This window comes from Chryseobacterium sp. 22543, from assembly GCF_052044565.1.
Lineage (GTDB): Bacteria > Bacteroidota > Bacteroidia > Flavobacteriales > Weeksellaceae > Chryseobacterium.
This window is the reverse complement of sequence record NZ_JBQENH010000002.1, coordinates 589,997-607,544: the sequence shown is the minus strand read 5'-3', so window position 1 is coordinate 607,544 and position 17,548 is coordinate 589,997. Positions and strand designations below refer to the sequence as shown.

Annotated in this window: 14 protein-coding genes and 1 tRNA gene; 5 read left to right on the top strand and 10 right to left on the bottom strand. The window is 38.0% G+C overall.

Translation table 11 applies throughout. The annotated features are described in order from the left end of the window. The first annotated feature begins 14 nt into the window (after window positions 1-14). Window positions 15-950, top strand: a complete 936-nt coding sequence (locus ACTJIP_RS08560; protein ID WP_440704368.1) for an NUMOD1 domain-containing DNA-binding protein — start codon at window positions 15-17, stop codon at window positions 948-950. A 131-nt stretch (window positions 951-1,081) separates the two neighbouring features. On the opposite strand, the gene ACTJIP_RS08555 is transcribed toward ACTJIP_RS08560, so the two are convergent. Both ACTJIP_RS08555 and ACTJIP_RS08550 read right to left on the bottom strand, forming a co-directional pair. After that, the gene (locus tag ACTJIP_RS08555; RefSeq protein WP_440704367.1) at window positions 1,082-2,548 is read right to left on the bottom strand and encodes a hypothetical protein; all 1,467 of its coding nucleotides are present in this window, start codon (window positions 2,546-2,548) and stop codon (window positions 1,082-1,084) included. A 155-nt stretch (window positions 2,549-2,703) separates the two neighbouring features. Beyond that, window positions 2,704-3,513 (bottom strand): competence protein CoiA, encoded by an 810-nt coding sequence (locus tag ACTJIP_RS08550; protein WP_440704366.1) that lies wholly within the window; start codon window positions 3,511-3,513, stop codon window positions 2,704-2,706. A 469-nt stretch (window positions 3,514-3,982) separates the two neighbouring features. On the opposite strand from ACTJIP_RS08550, the gene ACTJIP_RS08545 reads away from it, so the two are divergent. Next, on the top strand, window positions 3,983-6,622 hold the full coding sequence (locus tag ACTJIP_RS08545; RefSeq protein ID WP_440704365.1) for an outer membrane beta-barrel protein: 2,640 nt from the start codon (window positions 3,983-3,985) through the stop codon (window positions 6,620-6,622). Window positions 6,623-6,736: 114 nt separating this feature from the next. Next, window positions 6,737-7,039 carry a hypothetical protein gene (locus ACTJIP_RS08540; RefSeq protein ID WP_440704364.1) on the top strand — a complete coding sequence of 101 codons (303 nt, stop codon included), beginning with the start codon at window positions 6,737-6,739 and terminating at the stop codon, window positions 7,037-7,039. Between the two features lie 315 nt (window positions 7,040-7,354). On the opposite strand, the gene ACTJIP_RS08535 is transcribed toward ACTJIP_RS08540, so the two are convergent. From ACTJIP_RS08535 to ACTJIP_RS08520, 4 genes are all read right to left on the bottom strand, one after another. Next, window positions 7,355-7,633, bottom strand: a complete 279-nt coding sequence (locus ACTJIP_RS08535) for a hypothetical protein (protein WP_440704363.1) — start codon at window positions 7,631-7,633, stop codon at window positions 7,355-7,357. A 97-nt stretch (window positions 7,634-7,730) separates the two neighbouring features. Beyond that, window positions 7,731-8,165 (bottom strand): hypothetical protein, encoded by a 435-nt coding sequence (locus tag ACTJIP_RS08530; protein ID WP_440704362.1) that lies wholly within the window; start codon window positions 8,163-8,165, stop codon window positions 7,731-7,733. A 111-nt stretch (window positions 8,166-8,276) separates the two neighbouring features. Then, complete coding sequence (locus ACTJIP_RS08525) at window positions 8,277-8,837, bottom strand: hypothetical protein (protein ID WP_440704361.1); 561 nt, start codon at window positions 8,835-8,837, stop codon at window positions 8,277-8,279. A gap of 69 nt (window positions 8,838-8,906) precedes the next feature. Continuing rightward, window positions 8,907-10,256 (bottom strand): hypothetical protein, encoded by a 1,350-nt coding sequence (locus ACTJIP_RS08520; RefSeq protein WP_440704360.1) that lies wholly within the window; start codon window positions 10,254-10,256, stop codon window positions 8,907-8,909. 594 nt (window positions 10,257-10,850) lie between these two features. Between ACTJIP_RS08520 and ACTJIP_RS08515 the strand changes: the two genes are divergently transcribed. Further along, complete coding sequence (locus ACTJIP_RS08515; RefSeq protein WP_440704359.1) at window positions 10,851-11,801, top strand: terpene synthase family protein; 951 nt, start codon at window positions 10,851-10,853, stop codon at window positions 11,799-11,801. Here the strand turns inward: ACTJIP_RS08515 and ACTJIP_RS08510 are convergent. After that, on the bottom strand, window positions 11,786-13,537 hold the full coding sequence (locus tag ACTJIP_RS08510) for an ATP-binding response regulator (protein WP_440704358.1): 1,752 nt from the start codon (window positions 13,535-13,537) through the stop codon (window positions 11,786-11,788). The genes ACTJIP_RS08515 and ACTJIP_RS08510 overlap by 16 nt on opposite strands. A 364-nt stretch (window positions 13,538-13,901) precedes the next feature. Between ACTJIP_RS08510 and ACTJIP_RS08505 the strand changes: the two genes are divergently transcribed. After that, window positions 13,902-14,156: a hypothetical protein gene (locus ACTJIP_RS08505; protein ID WP_440704357.1), complete on the top strand. Its 255-nt coding sequence runs from the start codon at window positions 13,902-13,904 to the stop codon at window positions 14,154-14,156. 1,055 nt (window positions 14,157-15,211) lie between these two features. Here the strand turns inward: ACTJIP_RS08505 and ACTJIP_RS08500 are convergent. From ACTJIP_RS08500 to ACTJIP_RS08490, 3 genes are all read right to left on the bottom strand, one after another. Further along, window positions 15,212-16,663, bottom strand: coding sequence for a site-specific integrase (locus ACTJIP_RS08500; RefSeq protein WP_440704356.1), 1,452 nt, complete (start codon window positions 16,661-16,663; stop codon window positions 15,212-15,214). Window positions 16,664-16,934: 271 nt separating this feature from the next. Next, window positions 16,935-17,019, bottom strand: a tRNA-Ser gene (locus tag ACTJIP_RS08495). A 142-nt stretch (window positions 17,020-17,161) separates the two neighbouring features. Next, the gene (locus tag ACTJIP_RS08490) at window positions 17,162-17,374 is read right to left on the bottom strand and encodes a glyceraldehyde-3-phosphate dehydrogenase (protein WP_077414816.1); all 213 of its coding nucleotides are present in this window, start codon (window positions 17,372-17,374) and stop codon (window positions 17,162-17,164) included. Between the last annotated feature and the right edge of the window lie 174 nt (window positions 17,375-17,548).

Genomic DNA, 17,548 nt, shown 5'->3' with positions numbered 1-17,548 from the left:
CGTTTTTTACAGTCATGAATACCACATTTGAAAACACATTACCCATCTTTAACTTCTCCCTACAAGATTTACCTGGTGAGGTTTGGCTTCCGGTGCATGGCAGTGAAGATTTTGCTCTGATATCTCAATTCGGGCGAGTAAAAAGAATACCCCGTCACTTTACCTCGCTCATTGGTGACAACCGATACTATGGCGAACGTATATATCAACCTACAGTAAAGACTTATACTACTTTTAAAAGTGGTGGCTATAGGTATCATCTATGCTGTACCATTAGTGCTGAACGTACCCACAGAGTATTTAATGTTGCCAAAATGGTTTACTTTCTTTTTAATAAACCTTTCCCGATGGATGATATAGATTATAAGATTATACCGGTTAACGGAAAGGACTTGGATATACGTCCCGACAATTTGGAACTTATCTTCGTTAAAGACCCCAAGATTGATATATTACGGATTAAGCCAACATATTCCTTAGATGCCAAACTGCGTATATTTAATAAGATGGAATATTCCAAAGAGTTGATCTACCGGCTGGGAGTTATTTCATGTTATTCTGTACATGGAGACAGGATTTGTACTTTTAAGAATATTACTAAGGCCAGCCAGCTTACCCATCTTTCGGTTACTGATATCGAGAATGCGATAATTAAACCCTTTCTCCTGGTGCATGGCTGCTATTGGAGAAGTGGTAAAGACGGAAAGATTAACACTTCATTAATGGAATTAAAGCAACAGCAAGAAGAAAATCAAAGAAGAGGGGTTCAATTAACTCAATTTGATCTAAGTGGGAACCCAATTAATTATTACTATTCTATTGCCGAGGCGGCAAAGGATAATGGTATTTCTGAAACTGAAATATTAAACTGTCTTCATGACCGGCAACAGGTTGCGGCATACTCTTTCTGGAAAAAAGGGTATCATGAGACTTCTATACCGGGGATTTAATGGATGTTCTTTATTAAATTGCTGTTGCATAAATATTAGATTCAGGTGCTAAGGCTCTCCAATTACATAAACTCACAGTATTTTTACCATAACCATGTTCCCGCTTGATTGACTTTTATTAAAGCAACACTTTATGATTTTTCCTCTCCCCACTCCATTTTTTCGGCCAATAACGTAGAGAAAATAAGCAATAAAATCATCGGGAAGATTTGGTAACGAAGTACTATGGGGGAGGCCAATATACTAAAGCAGCCATTAACCAACACCAAGCTTATCACTACAAGCAATACTTTTCCTAACCCCGGGCATCTCTGTCTTATTTTTCCGTCTCTACACCAATTAATTACCATCCAAAGAAAAAACAAGTTCAAAGCACCAAATATACCTGGAAATGCAAACAAAATGCCTCTTTGAGCATGGAGCGATACTGCTTTAATTTGAACACGTGGATATTCAAACCAATAGGCTGCTATAGGGAAAACAGAATAGCTGCCCAGGTTATACACCTCAAGTTTTTCAAGCGGTGGAACAAAATAGCAATACGTATTGGGCAGCAGAAAATATCTGGTAAAGGATAAAGGATAAGAACTGATCAAAAACTTTCCATAATGAGAATAAATGGGTGACACAGCCCCCCAAAAGACGATTCCTCCCATACTATCAATAAGATTACCTTTTTTTTGCAGTAGATAAGTCTTTAAGGGTGCATGTGGATCTCTCAAATAAAACGCTCCGTCAAGAGGACTGATACTCCCCAGTTCTACCCCAGCTTTCTTAACAAAATCCATTGCATGTTGGTGAAATTCCAGGCACGCCGGTGGCGGAGTTTTCTCTACCCGAATATGAGGCAACATATACATCGCATTGTTGGCGATCTGCCAACCTCCAAATACCGAAAATTGCCTGTTTCCAGAAATTTTTTCGGTTTCCCGAGCCGTATAACTAATAAATAGTCCCATAAGTACAGGCGGTAGCACTATTCCTATGATCTTATAGGATAGTTTCCATTTCGTGATAACGTACACCAGACTGGTGATAAGTGGATAGTACATGGCGTTATATCTTATCGTAAAGGCCGCAAAAATGATAACACTATGAAAGAGCAGTAGTACAACATTAGGTCGATATAAAATCTGGATCAACTGGGTCACCCAAACCAAACTGAGAGCCAGAAAAATACCGTCACTGGAAATATAGTTACTGATATATAAGATCAGCGGATTGAGCATGAGTACATAAAATAAAATTCTTTGAACAAGCACCCCTGGCTTCCAATAATAAAAAACAGTCAATAGAAAATATAATGTAGCTCCCTGGATTAGAAGATACTGAAAGACGACCAGTGAAGTATCCGAATGACTTAAGTAATGAAACCATAAAATAAATTTTGAATAGCCAATGGGCCACAGGTTAACCTTTAAATCTTGCATGGCCGCATAGATATAGCTATATGAGTCAGAGAAGAAGTCCGCATAAGGATACAAAAACTTAAAAAGGGTAATCTCTAAGATTAACAGAGGGAGTGCAATGAATACATATTTCTGGCTACTTCTTTCCTTAAGCAGGCGCACACGGAAAGACTGAGGGAAAGTGGGCATATGCTATGATTTAGGAAAAAATAAGCAATTATCCCCACTTTTATTTGTCCGATTTAGCTGAGTTCATAGAGGAAAAACGTGCTCCAGGGCTCACCTTTAGCTACACGCTGTTCATACAGCTTATTGAGTGTCTGGAATATTCAGGTCACTAAAACTTAAAAAATCCTACTCCGGCCAAATTTAGACCTCCTATTAGTTAGAACACTTTGAGAGGATTGTTGACGTTTACTAACCATATCCTTAACATACCGGTCATAAATTAAACGATTCAAACTTGCCATCATTTGTCTTGCCCATGAAAACCATTCCCCATTGTTAGTTTCCTTAATAAACTCGGAATAATGAAATCGAAACAGGATAGCATGCCTTCCGAGCCGAACCGGGATTAAACAATATAGGTAATTTTGTTCATCGGCATTAATTTCAGTTAATGCTGCACTCCGGAAATCAAAAATCACCGGAACCTGACAACCAATCCATGTCAAAGAAAACCACTCATCAAGGCGCTCAATAAGAAAAACCTTCTGTTCTTCGCTAGTGCAAAATTTCTTCATTTTTTTAAAAAAACGTATATAATCATTCTTCAAACGTCCCCCATCAACAACCCAGATCATTTTGCGGTAAAAATTCTCCCGGGTTTTACGTTCCTGTGAATCAAGGTAGGAATGTTGGAATTTTATAATTACCCCATGCTCGGTTCTGATATCGGCTATATGTTTTTCTCCCGTTTGAGGATCAGGTAAAAAAACTTCCTGCCACTGGGCGGGAAACTGGTCTTTCCAGTTTCTATGCCACTCGGTTTCCGGCTCCCACCACTGATCACAGACCTTTTGACCACGATGGGCCCAGTGAGGCACCCTTATACTTCCACATTTAGCAATAACAGAGGCTCCACATCCCCGGCATGTTCCCTTTAAACCAATCTTGGCTTCAACCTGTTTACCATCAACTAATGCAAATCGCATGTTTTCTCTTTTTATAATTTAAAACTTAGTGATTAGCTCTGGGATAAATCGAATGCAAAACACTCAATGTCAACAATAAAAATACCATTTTTTCATGAACCTATCAGCCCAACAACAAAAGCTTGTTGATTCGTATAGCCTTACTATTAGATTTGTCTCATGGAAATCGACTGCTAGTATTATATAAAATCTATAATCCAACTCCTAAAACCTGAAAATATTTTTCCCGTCGATTACCCGGCAAAGAACATTATCGGTTTTAAGGGTATTGAATACCATTATTAATTGCTGTACAAAAAGATAGTATGATTTCTCTGTCAAAAAATATAGAACTAAGAATTTAGCATCACTGTTCAATAACCCAGTACTTAGATACCTTCCTATTGGACAAGGTAAATGAAAACTATTTGTGGTAAGCACTTAGCCTGCCACCCAACGGAGTCATGCCCATTAACACAACCATTTATAAATGCGATTAATACTTTCATCAGCGTTGCTGCTGGCTATAATAAACCCGGCAATAGCTCAGATTTCAGGAACCGTTATACAAGAGGCCACTCATAGCCCACTTTCCCAGGCGAGCCTGGTGCTTTCAGGAAAAGGAACTTCTATTATTTTAAAATCAAAAACTGATAGAAACGGGAATTTCCAATTTTCAATGCCGACACCCGGCGCTTATCAGCTCTCCATAACCTTCCTTGGCTATATTCCAAAGACCTTAACCATATATATTAAACCAGAGCAAACACGATTCATAGAAGACACCATTACACTCACCACTGTACCGCTTAAGCTTAGACAAGTAGATGTTAGAGCCTCCAAGCCCCTCGCAGTAATGCGGGGGGACACCTTGGAGTACAATGCCTTAGATTTTAACACCTATGAAAAAGCGTCCCTCTATAACCTTTTGCAAAAAATACCCGGGCTAACCATAGATATAGATGGAAAATTCTACTACCAGGGCATTGCTCTTCAGGAATTGTATATAGATGGACGGCCAGCATTTCAAAATGCCCAGGATGGTAGTTCTGACCCTAAAATCATTTCGCGATTGCTCCTAGCCAGTGTGGTTGATAAAGTTCAGATCATCGATAAAACGCCAACCATTGGCATTAATGCCCCCAAAGGCCAGAAAATTTTAAATATTACCATCAATAGCGAAAGCAAAAAGGGACTCAACGGTGAATTAGGCGCCGGCTACGGCACCGGTAGCAGCTATAAAGCAGCCATGAATGCTGCTCGCTTTCGGGATCACCTGCAATTAATGGGACGAGCAGCAGTCTCCAATCTCAGTTCCTTGACCAGCCCTGGAACAAGTGATGAAAGTATGGACCTAAATACTCGTTTTCCGGGAGTAACGACCGACCGAAGAATTGCCCTTAATGCAGGCTTTGATGCTGGTTCTAAAGCAAAATTTAATTTCAGCTTTTCACAGCTTGAACGAGACAATAGCCTGACTGAAAGGGGAGAAAGGGAAAACTTCCTGCCTGACAGCAGTTCTTTCTATAATACCTTTTCAAAGCGTTCCAGTCATATCACTACGACTTCATTCAATACCAATTTTTCCTATCATTTTAAAAATAAGGGCGTTCTGAATATTCGTGCTGATCTTTTTCTTACCCAGGTACAAAACAGAAATAGTAATAGCTACAGCACTTTGGCAGGTAGCCAAAAGGATACTATTAATACCGGTCACCTCTACAATAACATATATTTTGACGATAAAAGGTCCTTCGTGTTTGCAGACTACTCCATTCCCATCAAAACAGATGGAGCATTTAGGGTTTCCCTTAATGCTGACTTCAGTAATAATACCAGCAGGCAATACAATCAGTCCCTAACCTTTCTCCCCAGGCAAATGGAATCCGATACGATCGACAGACTGATCACTCCAGGTACTAGGAAAGGTACCATTGATCTCAGTACGATGCTCTTTATCCCATTAGGTAAAGGATTTCGATTTCAGGTAACTTATAATCTCAATATATCAAATCTCCGAAATAATCAACTAACCATGGATTTCAATGATCCTGTAGGTAAGTATGAGCTGGTTGACACTTCTCTGTCTTTCCTATTCTTAAATAAATCGGTGACTCAAATGGCTAATATTTCCATTGGTTACCACAAAGGTAAATTCAATGCCGGGATTGGAGGGACTTTTAATAATAATGAATTGCACAGTTCAGGTAGTAGCAGTAACTACTTTATAACGCAACGAAATTCTTACGTTTCTCCTTTGTTTGAAGCAAGTTGGAACTTCAGTTCTTTTTCGGTTTTACGAATGGATTTTTCATTATCACCTGCTTTCCCTGTAATTGACAGGCTCGTTCCGGTATTAATGGCTCAAAATCCATTGCAAATTCAATTAGGGAACCCAGATCTTAAACCAGGTTTTAGCCGAAGGCTATCTCTCAATTACAATTTCTTGAGTACAACAGGTATATCCTTTAGCGTTGGTACTTTTGCAACATTTGAACATAATGCTGTCTCTACTTCTGTAACCATTGATTCTCTTGGTAAACAAACTACGCAGGCTATCAACGTGAGTGGCACCCGTTCATTTACCCCAGTCTTAAATTTCGGAAAGCGTTGGCAGAAATCCGGTATTTCATTCTCTTACCAGGGGTTTGGGGATCTGAGACGCTCAATATCTTATTTAAACGGAATCTCCAACATAAGTCATACTATCTTTCTTAATCAGGATATTTCATTGTCCTGGACCTATAAAAGTTTGCTCGAAATTTCTACCAATATCCAGCTCAATTATCGGGGCAATAAATATGAGCTTCAAAATAATGCCTATTTTGACTTCCTCGATCAGAAAATATTTATGAAGGTACTAGTGTTTCTGCCAAGAGGATTGCAAGTGGGAACCGCCGCACTTTATGATAAAAATTCCGGGCTTGACCAGTCTGCCAGTTTAATGAATGCCTGGATCAGTAAGCAGGTAGGAAAAAATAAAAACTGGCTTGTTAAGCTCTATGGATTTGATCTCTTAGGACAGAATAAAATGCAAATGGCTAATATAACACCGACCTTGATTGATAGAACTATAGGTAATTCTCAGGGACAATATTTCCTAGCCAGTGTAACAAGATATTTCAAATAAAAATTGCTATAACAAAAAAGTTGGCTCACTGAGCCATCTAATGGTTGAGTAAAAGGAGCCCCGCTTATCCAGGCAGGGCAATTATTAAGCAACTTTAGTTTAAAAAATAGCACTATGCAACAATTAAATACAATGACTGTGGCCACGTTATCCCAGGAGCACCTTGAATTATTGGTCAGTATGATTATAGAAGATTGGGGAAAGGGACCGGGCGAAGAACTAACAGTAACTGAGGTTTACAACACATTAAGAATAAGACTTGCCAACAGGGCTATACACGAACGGATAACGTTTACAAGAATTAATAAGATTTTTCAAAAGATAACATCCATAGAATATTCAAAAAGAGAGGGATTCTCAAACAGGTTTATTAAAGTGGTCCGAGGAAAAACGATCAAGATGCAAAACCCAAATTAGGAGTAATCTTGGCTATGAATCCATGTAAAACAGGTTAGAAAAGATCTTTTACTTTTTAAATATTAAAATTTGTGAAGTAGATAGCATTTGTATCAACTATCTACTCATGATGTCGACGCAGCATCCACCCGGCTTTTCCAAGCCGGGTATATATTTTCACGGAGTTCAACGGTTGTCTTAACTTAAAGTAAAGTGGTGAATCTACTGCCGGGATACTTACAGAGCCCTTGGCGCAGCACGGGCTTAACAGAATAAAGCAATGAAATCTTTATATAGCTGGCAATTTTAGCAGATACTTTTTGTATTGAGGAGTAATTAATAATCATTATAGTCATGGTAATCATCATAGCCGATTTTTTCTATCGCTCTTACCCGTGGAAAATACTGATTAATTACAGATTTGACATGAGAAAAAAGTTCCGGGGTTAACTTCATTCCTTCATAAAATTCCAGCTCATTGGTTTGATCGGATATCACGTATTCGCTTAAATTCTTAGCAATCTTAATCTCAAACCTTCTCTGTTTGTCTATTTTTTTAACCTTGATGATTATGGGCGCTCCATCAATTTGAACAGTGGTTGTAATAACTCGCATATAAAGGGAATTTATACAGGTAAGGCAACAGATTTGTTTATTTATCTAAAGAATAGAATACCTATTTTCATGATTGTATTCCCAAGGTCATTCATCATTAATTGGACTCCCAAACGCTATTTTCAGGTTGTATTTTAACCATCAAAAGAGGATAGGTTTGGTATCGCCTTACCAGCTCCAGGCCCAAGAATATATTTCGTCCTGCATACCCACTTTTCCGATCCCGCGGAGAGTTAATCAATGTTTTATCATCTTCGCTCATCGCCATCCAGGATTGATTTTGCCACTTAGAAAATAAATTGAGCGCCTCAAATTTCTCGAAGCCAATACTAAGTGAAGGCCAGGGATAATTAATCTCAGCTGCAAGGCCATGCAAACTGTGAGCTCCGATTTGTGCCGCCAAGCGTCCATAGTACATGGTAAGACGCTGGTCAAGGATTTCCGGTAATTGCTCTTTGAGATCGGTAAGCTCTGTACTTAACAAGGCAATAAATTCGGTACCATCAATCGTTGTGTGAAGTTGGTATAGCATTCTCCTACGGGTTTATCTTCAAATTTACCAACTTCCTTTCGCTTATTCCAGAAAGCTTGATAAACACTTGCAAAATAAGCGGAAATGGACAAGTCTCTGCCTATTTTTGTTCTAGTTTTCACTAGGAAACAATGTACTCCGATCATGATGCAGCTCCCGCAATAAGTGCTGAGATTCTCTCTCCCCCCAACAATAAATATAGGAGCTGTTTTTTTTCCATCTATCCCTTAGAAATTCCATCTCCATAAGGTTCTCATAATGATGGCAATCCCATATATCAATAAGAATCGCATCAAAAAAAGATGTAGTACGATAATTGAAAGCATTCCCATGAATGATCTTTACTTTTTTTGATAGCCCTTTGTAGTATTCACCACAAAGTTTAATGACGTCCAATTCCGACTCAATTACCGTTACTGATTGTACATCCCTTTTATCGATCATGGCCTGTAGCACAACCCCTAAACCGAGTCCTATCAACAGTACCCTTCCATGGGCACGGGTCCGAAATGGAAGGTAAGCAGAATTTTCATTGAACGAATTATCGGCTACAGGACATCCTGCTCCACCTTCGTGATGGATCAAACATTTGATTTCGCGATACTCAGTTGGCATAGTGATGATTTCCCAATCCCCTGATCTGCCATCAGGTACATTTACTATAATTTCCAATTCAGTTGTTTTTAGTTTCCGTAATAAATATTTGACAATCGTTTACAATAATTGATTGATAATTGAGCGCTACTCCACCTCAAAGTCTACACTTTTATACATGAGTCCTTTCTCTGTCCAGCCCTGGACAATACAAGTGTAGATACCAGGAATATCACCACTGAAAAACGAAAAATCTGCTGTTCCCGAGTCCTTTAGTAAAAGCAGGTAATCCCAATACAAGGTCGAGTTGAGATGAAGTGCACTATCACCCACAGGGTTTATATTAGGAAAAGCAGCAGCAGCTGGGATAAGCTTCACGAGTTTTAAGTGGTCCTGCGATGTCGTAGCAGGTGGTGGTTCAGTAGACTTAGTGGCGCTATGGTTCACCCAGTACTGAGTTTCTTCAGATGAAAAAAGAACCGAATCCAAACTGTTTTCTTCTTGGTAAGGAATTGGCCTACTGGCAAGGGAATCGCTTATACGCTTGGCAACATCTAAGAAATGAATCATAAATAACGATGAATTTCCACCCTTCGATACAGTGAGATACCCTTCACCAGGAACTAAAGTCAGTAAGTCTTTAGAGCGTATTTTGAAGATTCCTAGTGAATCCGTAGCCAGTTTGACGACCCCGTTATTCTTCATTAAGGTCATTGGAATCTTTTTCCGTTTTACCCTGCCATCTTTAGTCAGATAACCAGTAACAGCTCCGTTCATGATCTGCGGAGAAATGTGCAGGTTTGTTGTAGAATCCAAATGTTGTAAAAATTGGTCCACAAAGAAGTATTTGCGCATATCATATACCCCATTTTTCTTTAGCCTGTTTTTTAAAACGCAAGATACCGTAAGTAGCCCTTTGACCGGATTTCCTGTAGCATCCTTGATACCTATTGTAAAGTGGATGGAATCCCTCTTTTTATAATGCAAACTATCCGCTTTTAAGCTTACACTAATATTCGGATCAGGAATGGTTAATTCTTTAAACTGTATAGAATCCGTTGTACTCAGTGAAGTCTCCGGAATTTTGAACGGTGCTTCTGCTGGTTTTCTTATGGAAATCCAGGTATGAAAGTCCTGCTCTACGCTATCTGCAGCCAAATTATTAGTGAATGAGAATAACAGGTACTCTCCTGAAGGAAGATCTTTAGGTAAATGGAATACCCCTGCGGCCAAGCCCACAGAAAGAATATATGTATCCGCACAAACCATCCGCCGGGTAAGCCCATTGACCAGACTCACAAATAAAGTATGATAGGTAGTACTATCCTTTTGCAGATCAACATTGAGAAGCCGCGCAGTGAAATAGATTGTTTCTCCAGGGATGTAAACCTGTTTATCTGTCATAAGAAATGTACCGGTGGAGTTTCCAAATTTCCGCTGAGCATTGCTACTGGAAAATAGTCCGGTCAACAGAACAGTTAAAAGTAGATTCTTCACGTTGTAATTGTGTTTTTTAGGTCAGAAGAAAAAACTGGTCTAAGAAGAATCAAAGACCACACATTAATATGGATTCTACGAATAATTTAATCACGGTTTCAAAATAACAGCTAATGGAAATACCCATTAAAAATACTTTCCACCCAAAAGTGTGATTAACACTGTATTAACAATATGACATAATTTTTGAGATTTTTAATCTTAAGACCCAGGATCATATTTGGCCTGCCTCCTAGGCCTTATCCTTTTCGCAGGAAGGAGTGCTTATTTCCTATACACTTCATTTAAATATAATCCGCTATTATTTAATAATCAATAATTTATTATTCATGTCAGATTGCTGCGGTCAAATCGGGTATATTTTACTATGATCCCTGATCCAGGTGTATCCCCCCTGGTAAAACAGGCACTATATGTTTAGCAGGATTGTAATTTGTATATTCCATTAAATACTCATTTAAAACGATAGTTTAAAAAATAATCTCTGTCTGAAGTGGAATTCCCTAAAGAAATGGATCAACTGTCCTAAAGATTGCTCGTGAATACAACTATACTATCAAGTCCTTTTTTTCTCACTTCTTAAATAATCCATTTATGTCTATTCTCACACCCACCCATGTGGTTACCATTCCCGGCTCCTCCAGGATCAACAGCAATTTTGAATCTATTCAAAATGACACCCTGAAGTGGGCCCAGCATTTTGAATTATCCCCTCATTTCAAGCCACTAAAATGGTATTCTAAGGCACGCTTCGGATTACAGGCCGCCCGCGAGTATCCTGAAGGTACTTATCCCCAGATCGCCCTGGCGGGTGACCTATTAACCTGGCTATTTACTGTAGATGATGCCTGTGACCGCGGTTCTGCGGATCAGGAAAATGCCCTCTTCATGAGGGAACTGATCAAAGAATTTATTGCCATTCTTAAAGGAGATCCCGTTAACCCAACAGGAAAACTGAGCGTTGCTCTTATAGACCTTCTTTCCCGGTTTAGACCTATCAGCAGCCCGTTTCTCTTTGGCCGGTATTGTAAGCACATGGCCGATTATTTAACCGAGTGTCTTTTTGAAATTAAAATGCAGCTCGATGGCGAGACTCCAGATATTGCAAGGTACTATAGGGAAAGACCCTTTACAGGATTTTACATTATGTTTCCCCTGGTAGGAATCTTCGAACAATTGAATTTCCCTGACGAGGTTTACTTGCACCCAACAGTACAGAATATTGAACTTTGCTTAAACCTTTTAGGCTGTTTGAGCAATGATCTTCACTCTGTAGACCGCGAAGGGAAACTGGAAAAAGCAGGTTTCAATTTAATATTCATCGCACAAACCCAATTGGGATTAACCACTCCCCAGGCAATTAACTATGTAATCCAGAAACACGCGGAACAACTGCAAAAGTATCAGGAGTACAAAGCACTTCTACCGGATTGGGGTGAAGTGATCAACACACAGTTAGACCGATATATTGGGGGACTTTATACGATAGTTCGCGGTTATGACGACTGGGCAATTATAGACACAGGGCGTTATGAGAGTATTTGATTGGGAAAATATTTTACCAGTTGTTTATACAGCTCGGTGATCTTAATGGGCTTTAGTAGAAAGGCATCAGCCCCGGATCTTAAGATTTCCTCTTCCCCAAAGGCATCCCCCGAAATAATAAGTACGGGGATGCTCGCTAATTCAGGGTCTGCTTTTAGCAAGGCTAGTAGTTCCTGCCCACCAAGTTCGGGCATGTTTAAGTCTGCAATGATGACCTCTGGCTTTTCTTCTTTAATATAGGAGCCATTGAGTCTTCCATCTTCGTTATGAACAGTTTCAATTCCCATGGCTTCCAAATTCCTTTTAAGAAGCTCATAATTCATCAAATCATCTTCAAGAATGAGTGCTTTTACACCGGAAAAACATCGCTTTTTGATCTTAACTTCTGGAGCCGTGGCAATCTCAGTTGTCACGGCCTTCTTATAAGGAATGTGAAAGACAATGCTTGTTATCTGTGGGTTTTCATGATCTATTGGGGCTAAGAAGATTTGACCACCAAAGAGTTCAACAAAGTGCTTGGTGATCCCCAAACCTAAACCCGAACCTTCATATTTACCCCGTTTGGTAACAAAATTGTCAAACATCCTACCTGAAATTTCAGGATCTACAATGCCTTCATTTATAATGTTAAAAAGTAATTGACCTTCAAAAACAGTACAATTTAGCTCCACCTCGGAATCATTCGGCGAAAACTTAACAGCATTGGATAATAGATTATTGAAAATCTTAGTAAGAATTATCTCATCAGTAATGATCTTATCTACTGACAAATCCATCTTGATTTTGATCTCGATGCCTTTGGATGCCGCCAAATAACCGATAATATCCACGCATTTAGTAATACAACGTCGAAGACTCACGGTATCGTTAGACAAAGCTATCGGGATTCCTGATTCAATACGGCTCATCTCCAGCACATGATTGGTGAAATTCCGGGCCATATGACATGCTGAAAAAAGTTGGTCGATTTCCCTGTGTTCAGCCGCAGGATAGTTATCTTTTCTAAACTGCAGCTCCTGAGCAATGGAGAAAACCGTATTCATGGGGGTTCTTATTTCATGAAAAACCTCCCTCAAATAGGCACTTTTCCGCTCAGATGCCTCCTTTAGTCTCTGAGAAGTTATCAGTAGGCTCCTTATCTGTGCGACATAGGAGGCCATGACACAAAGGATAAATACAAGCAGGGCAACACTGGTAATAATCCGCATAATTGCCGCAATATCAGGAGGTAGGGAAATAGGCTTGATATAGCCACAATACGAGTTAAGCACCATCCAGGAGGCAAAACCAATAGTAGCAATGATACAAGTCAACAAGGCTTTGGTTTTCTTATATAGAAAAAAAGTACTGCTTAAATAGAAAATAATCAGCGTATTAAATGCAAACAACAATTCCATAGATATACCATTTCCAAGGACTGTAGACCAATAGGCAATGAATAAGGCATTGGTACACAACATCAGAATATTGGCATTAAAATATTGACCTCGGTGATTAAGCCACACCACAGAAAGAAAAGCCAGACTTTCAAGAGGGATTCCTATAAGGAAAACGACAGATTGCTTTAGCATATAAAAGTAAGATCCCACACCCACTACCAGGCTAATGAGGATAAACGCCATAGCATTGAGCATGATCACCTGTCTTTTTTTTTCCTCTTTTTCGATGTCTTGAGTGCCAACTATAAAGGGTGCCGCAGCCAGTGTCTTAATTCGGGAATAACGACCAGTTTCCATAAATAATTATTTGGAGGGTTAATTAGGTTAGTTGTGTCAGTTCTAATGGTTCAATAGGGTTTGAAAATTTGTTTTATCTCAGTAAGTAATTCCTTCCTTCATAACGTTGATAAATTCCGGGCTTTAGGATCATTTGCTGCGTGAATTTACACAAGTACAGGTTTCAGAATGTTAATCAAATGTTAAGCGTTCACAATTGTAGTTGGATTTACAGCCAACCCTACTTGATAAGAATATTTCCTTAAAAACAAGCGAAATGGGCTGAATCCTTCTGTGGTAAAGCAGCACAAAACATATTGGGGATAAAATAATATTTGCTCATAAAACTTTATTGCAGGACCTTTAATTCCTAACAATGATAAAAATGGAATCAAAAGAGATTAAGAGATTTAGCATCAGTATTCCTTTAGGTGAAGAAAGTATTCTGTTTGATCTTCATCCTGTCAACGTCCGTGAGAAACAATTATACCAGGTTTATACAATCTTTCAAGGTAAAGAACTCCGCTTTCATATGCAGACTGGCAATGGGGAAAACTTTAAAATAACTGACCGCGGGCGTTGTCCAAGCAGCTACTTGGTCCTCGAAAATGCCTTATCAGAAGCTATAATTAATAGCTGATTAAAATCACAACTACTGGTTATCCCTCAACAAAAATACGAGTCAGAAACAATTACCTTAAACAGCTATTACAATTATTGAAAAAATACAACCTTTCTATAATAGATTGCGGATAAACAAGAAAAATTAATGACTCTCCAGAGCCCAACTTTGTATACACCATTAATTTTTTTCAAATAGTACTATTTAAGATCAAACAGTGTATCATCTTAAACATACGTATGAATCGATTTTTGAAGTATTTTAGATTCAATAAAAACAGAACATTCTTCATACTGTTGCTAAAGGTTCTTGGCTCGTCAGTAGTACTAAAAGTTACCAATATTTCGTTGTTAACCATATACAGTCAAAACGTTCTTCTTTCCATAGTACTTTTTCTTGCTTTGGGAATAATATGTATTTTAGTATTTAAAGTTGAGTCCTTGGAAGATAGGATTGACGCATTGACCCAAATTAAAACTATTGGGGCAAGAGAGTAAAGATAATTGTAAAAAAATTAGGTCGCTTCAAATTTGCCTTTTGGAATATTCGGGATACTTTCTGTACAAAATAACAACTAAACTTTTTTGGGGTTAACAAACAATGGATGAAAAACCGGTTTTTGAATCTTCTTAAGCCGGTTATTTTCTTTCATCTAAAATTTCCGCATAAAATACATTAGTCTTTATAGGGTGAAAGTCTACTAACTCTTTTTCAAGGATAGTAGAATTTTACCTATCATATTCGATACGCTGACAGTAAACGATTTTGTTTTTCATATTCAATTGGAGGATGAAATCCGGCTTTTGATTCTTCTTAAGCCGGTTTTTTCTTTTATTTCAGATTATTATATAAAAAACGATAGTTTATTGGGAGCAGGAAAAAAATACGTTTTCTAGCAGTACAACTAGATGGATAAGATATTTACTACCGATGCATAACAGTTTTATTTTTTAAGCATCATAATAAAAAACAGGCTTTTGATTCTTCTTAGGCTGGCATTTATATATAAAATGCCCCAAAACATTCAATTTTGGGGCCTTAAATTAGGTAACAGCACTATTACCTCAGATCAATCAGATACTTCCGGAAGAATTTACCTGGTTATTTTTTAAATTATTGAGACCTGTTTGCAGTTCTGTAAGTTTCATGTCAAAATCAAAACTGTCCAATGTTTCATTATTAGATTTTAGATTATTTAATTCCATTTCTAATTGCAAGAGCATCAGCTCCCTTTCTTTTCTATCATTTGATTTGTTTTCGTCAGATAGCTTTTCCCGAAGTACTTTCATTTCTCTACTTATCGCTTCCTGTTCAGTTGTTGCATAATGTTCAGTTTGCTTAACTGTACTGTGCCCCAACATTTCTTTAACGACGTGGATAGGAACACCATTATTTAGGGTCACTGTACTTGCAAAAGTATGTCTGGCTTTATGAGTACTTAGCTTACTCGTAATTCCACATAAAACAGCAATCTCTCGCAAGTAGTCATTCATTTTCTGATTTGATTTAACAGGAAAAACAGTACCTTTCAAAAGGCATTGAGGACTGTTTTTGTACTTCTCTACTAATTCCATAGCTTTAGGGAGCAGCGGAATATCTGTAGTGGCTCTAGTTTTCTTCCTACGGTTCATAATCCACATGCTACCGTCTATTCCTTCTTTAATATTTTCCTTTTTTAAAAGGTACACATCGATATAAGCCAGCCCTGTGTAACATTGAAAAACAAATATATCACGGATTGCTGAAAGCCTGGCCGAAGAAAACTGCTTAGTCTCCATAAGGTGTAATTCGGCTCTCGTTAAGGGTCTTTTTTTGATTTTTGTTTTTTTGCCATTAAATTCTATAAATGGATCACCAGGTATGATTTTCTTCGCTACTGCAAGGAGTACTATTTTTTTAAAATTACCAATATATTTAAGAGCTGTATTATTGCAACAATTCCTTACGGTCTTCAAATAGAACTCATAGTCTTTAATGAATTCAAAATCCAACTCGTAGAACTCAAGATCATCTCTTTTGTACTTATATTGAATAAACTCCTTTACGTGACTACGTGCAGTTACATAACGGGTATAGGTTCCAAGCGCGTACTCTTTCTTATCTTCATCTTCATCATTACCCTCTTCAACAAAATCAGCATTACTTTTCTTTACCAAGACAAGTATTTCATCATTATGCTTCTGAAATTCCTCAAGTACCAAGGACCTGGACCTATGATTACCTTTAGTAAAATCAATAATACTTGCCGAGGTTACACTTTTCCCCAGATTATACTGATCAATCTTAAATTGGTTAATCTTTGTGGTTAACGATTCTAAAAATAAATTGAAAGATCGAGCATCTTCTTTAGTACCAGTTGCTCTTCCCAATTTCTGATCCCATCTGCGGGAATCCCACTTTCTCTTCGTTGAAGTCTCCTTTGGAACTCCATCAACGATTACTCTCACATAGACATATCTGAATATGTCCGACTTTTTTTCGGGGCTTTTCAAAAAGAATGTTAGCCCATAACTGTTCTCCAGCATAATTCGACAATTTTTTGAATTAATAAATGTCGAAACAATGTGCTCTTGAGTCAAGTCGAAAACGTCGTTTACAAGTTGATTATCAATATGTTAAGTCAATTTTGTGGCAGTTTTTTTTGATTCAAAAAACTGCCATGATTTTGCCACAAACTTTTGGAGTATTTCTGAAAATTTTAAAATATTCCCAAAAACAAAAAATCCTGCAATTTTTAAAATTGCAGGATTAATAGACCTTAAATACGCTTACAAGATAATTTCTTATTACGCTTTGCGGAGAGTGAGGGATTCGAACCCCCGGACCTGTTACAGTCAACAGTTTTCAAGACTGCCGCAATCGACCACTCTGCCAACTCTCCCTAAACTCCGGCTATACCGTTGTTTTCAGTGGTGCAAATATAGAACGATTTTTAATTCCCGCAAAACTTTTGCCACACAAATTTTAACAAAACGTAATAATAGACTAGAAATCAAGGGAATTATTTTTCACGAACATATCATCTATTCCTTGTCTACGATTGCAATGAAGCTGTTTTTTAAAAGATCAGATGGGTATACAAACTGATCTCCATCATCTCCCTTTATCACAATAGCCCCCTGCTCATCGTTCAGGCACTTGTCCAGCTGGCTTTTCAGATCATTAAGTTTTCCATGGGGAGCTTCAATAATGTAGGTTCCGGTAACGTGTGTTATTTTGATGACTTTTGTTTCCATATTCTTTTTGATTAGTTGCTAAATGTAGGAATTTTACTTCAAGTATGAAGCCATTTATTACCATGAACAGAAAGACTTTTAGAAATGATCCAAAAATATTATAAAAGATCATGAATCATAAAACTATCCGACATCCTGTACTCAATTTTACATTTTATAATTTATATTTGTAAG

What these genes read in the sequence shown, in the direction of transcription:
- ACTJIP_RS08540 (WP_440704364.1), top strand. Translation starts at nt 6,737, where the DNA reads ATGCAACAATTAAATACAATGACTGTGGCCACGTTATCCCAGGAGCAC.
- ACTJIP_RS08530 (WP_440704362.1), bottom strand. Translation starts at nt 8,165, where the DNA reads ATGCTATACCAACTTCACACAACGATTGATGGTACCGAATTTATTGCC.
- ACTJIP_RS08490 (WP_077414816.1), bottom strand. Translation starts at nt 17,374, where the DNA reads ATGGAAACAAAAGTCATCAAAATAACACACGTTACCGGAACCTACATT.
- ACTJIP_RS08550 (WP_440704366.1), bottom strand. Translation starts at nt 3,513, where the DNA reads ATGCGATTTGCATTAGTTGATGGTAAACAGGTTGAAGCCAAGATTGGT.
- ACTJIP_RS08510 (WP_440704358.1), bottom strand. Translation starts at nt 13,537, where the DNA reads ATGGAAACTGGTCGTTATTCCCGAATTAAGACACTGGCTGCGGCACCC.
- ACTJIP_RS08535 (WP_440704363.1), bottom strand. Translation starts at nt 7,633, where the DNA reads ATGCGAGTTATTACAACCACTGTTCAAATTGATGGAGCGCCCATAATC.
- ACTJIP_RS08505 (WP_440704357.1), top strand. Translation starts at nt 13,902, where the DNA reads ATGGAATCAAAAGAGATTAAGAGATTTAGCATCAGTATTCCTTTAGGT.
- ACTJIP_RS08555 (WP_440704367.1), bottom strand. Translation starts at nt 2,548, where the DNA reads ATGCCCACTTTCCCTCAGTCTTTCCGTGTGCGCCTGCTTAAGGAAAGA.
- ACTJIP_RS08500 (WP_440704356.1), bottom strand. Translation starts at nt 16,663, where the DNA reads ATGCTGGAGAACAGTTATGGGCTAACATTCTTTTTGAAAAGCCCCGAA.
- ACTJIP_RS08560 (WP_440704368.1), top strand. Translation starts at nt 15, where the DNA reads ATGAATACCACATTTGAAAACACATTACCCATCTTTAACTTCTCCCTA.
- ACTJIP_RS08545 (WP_440704365.1), top strand. Translation starts at nt 3,983, where the DNA reads ATGCGATTAATACTTTCATCAGCGTTGCTGCTGGCTATAATAAACCCG.
- ACTJIP_RS08515 (WP_440704359.1), top strand. Translation starts at nt 10,851, where the DNA reads ATGTCTATTCTCACACCCACCCATGTGGTTACCATTCCCGGCTCCTCC.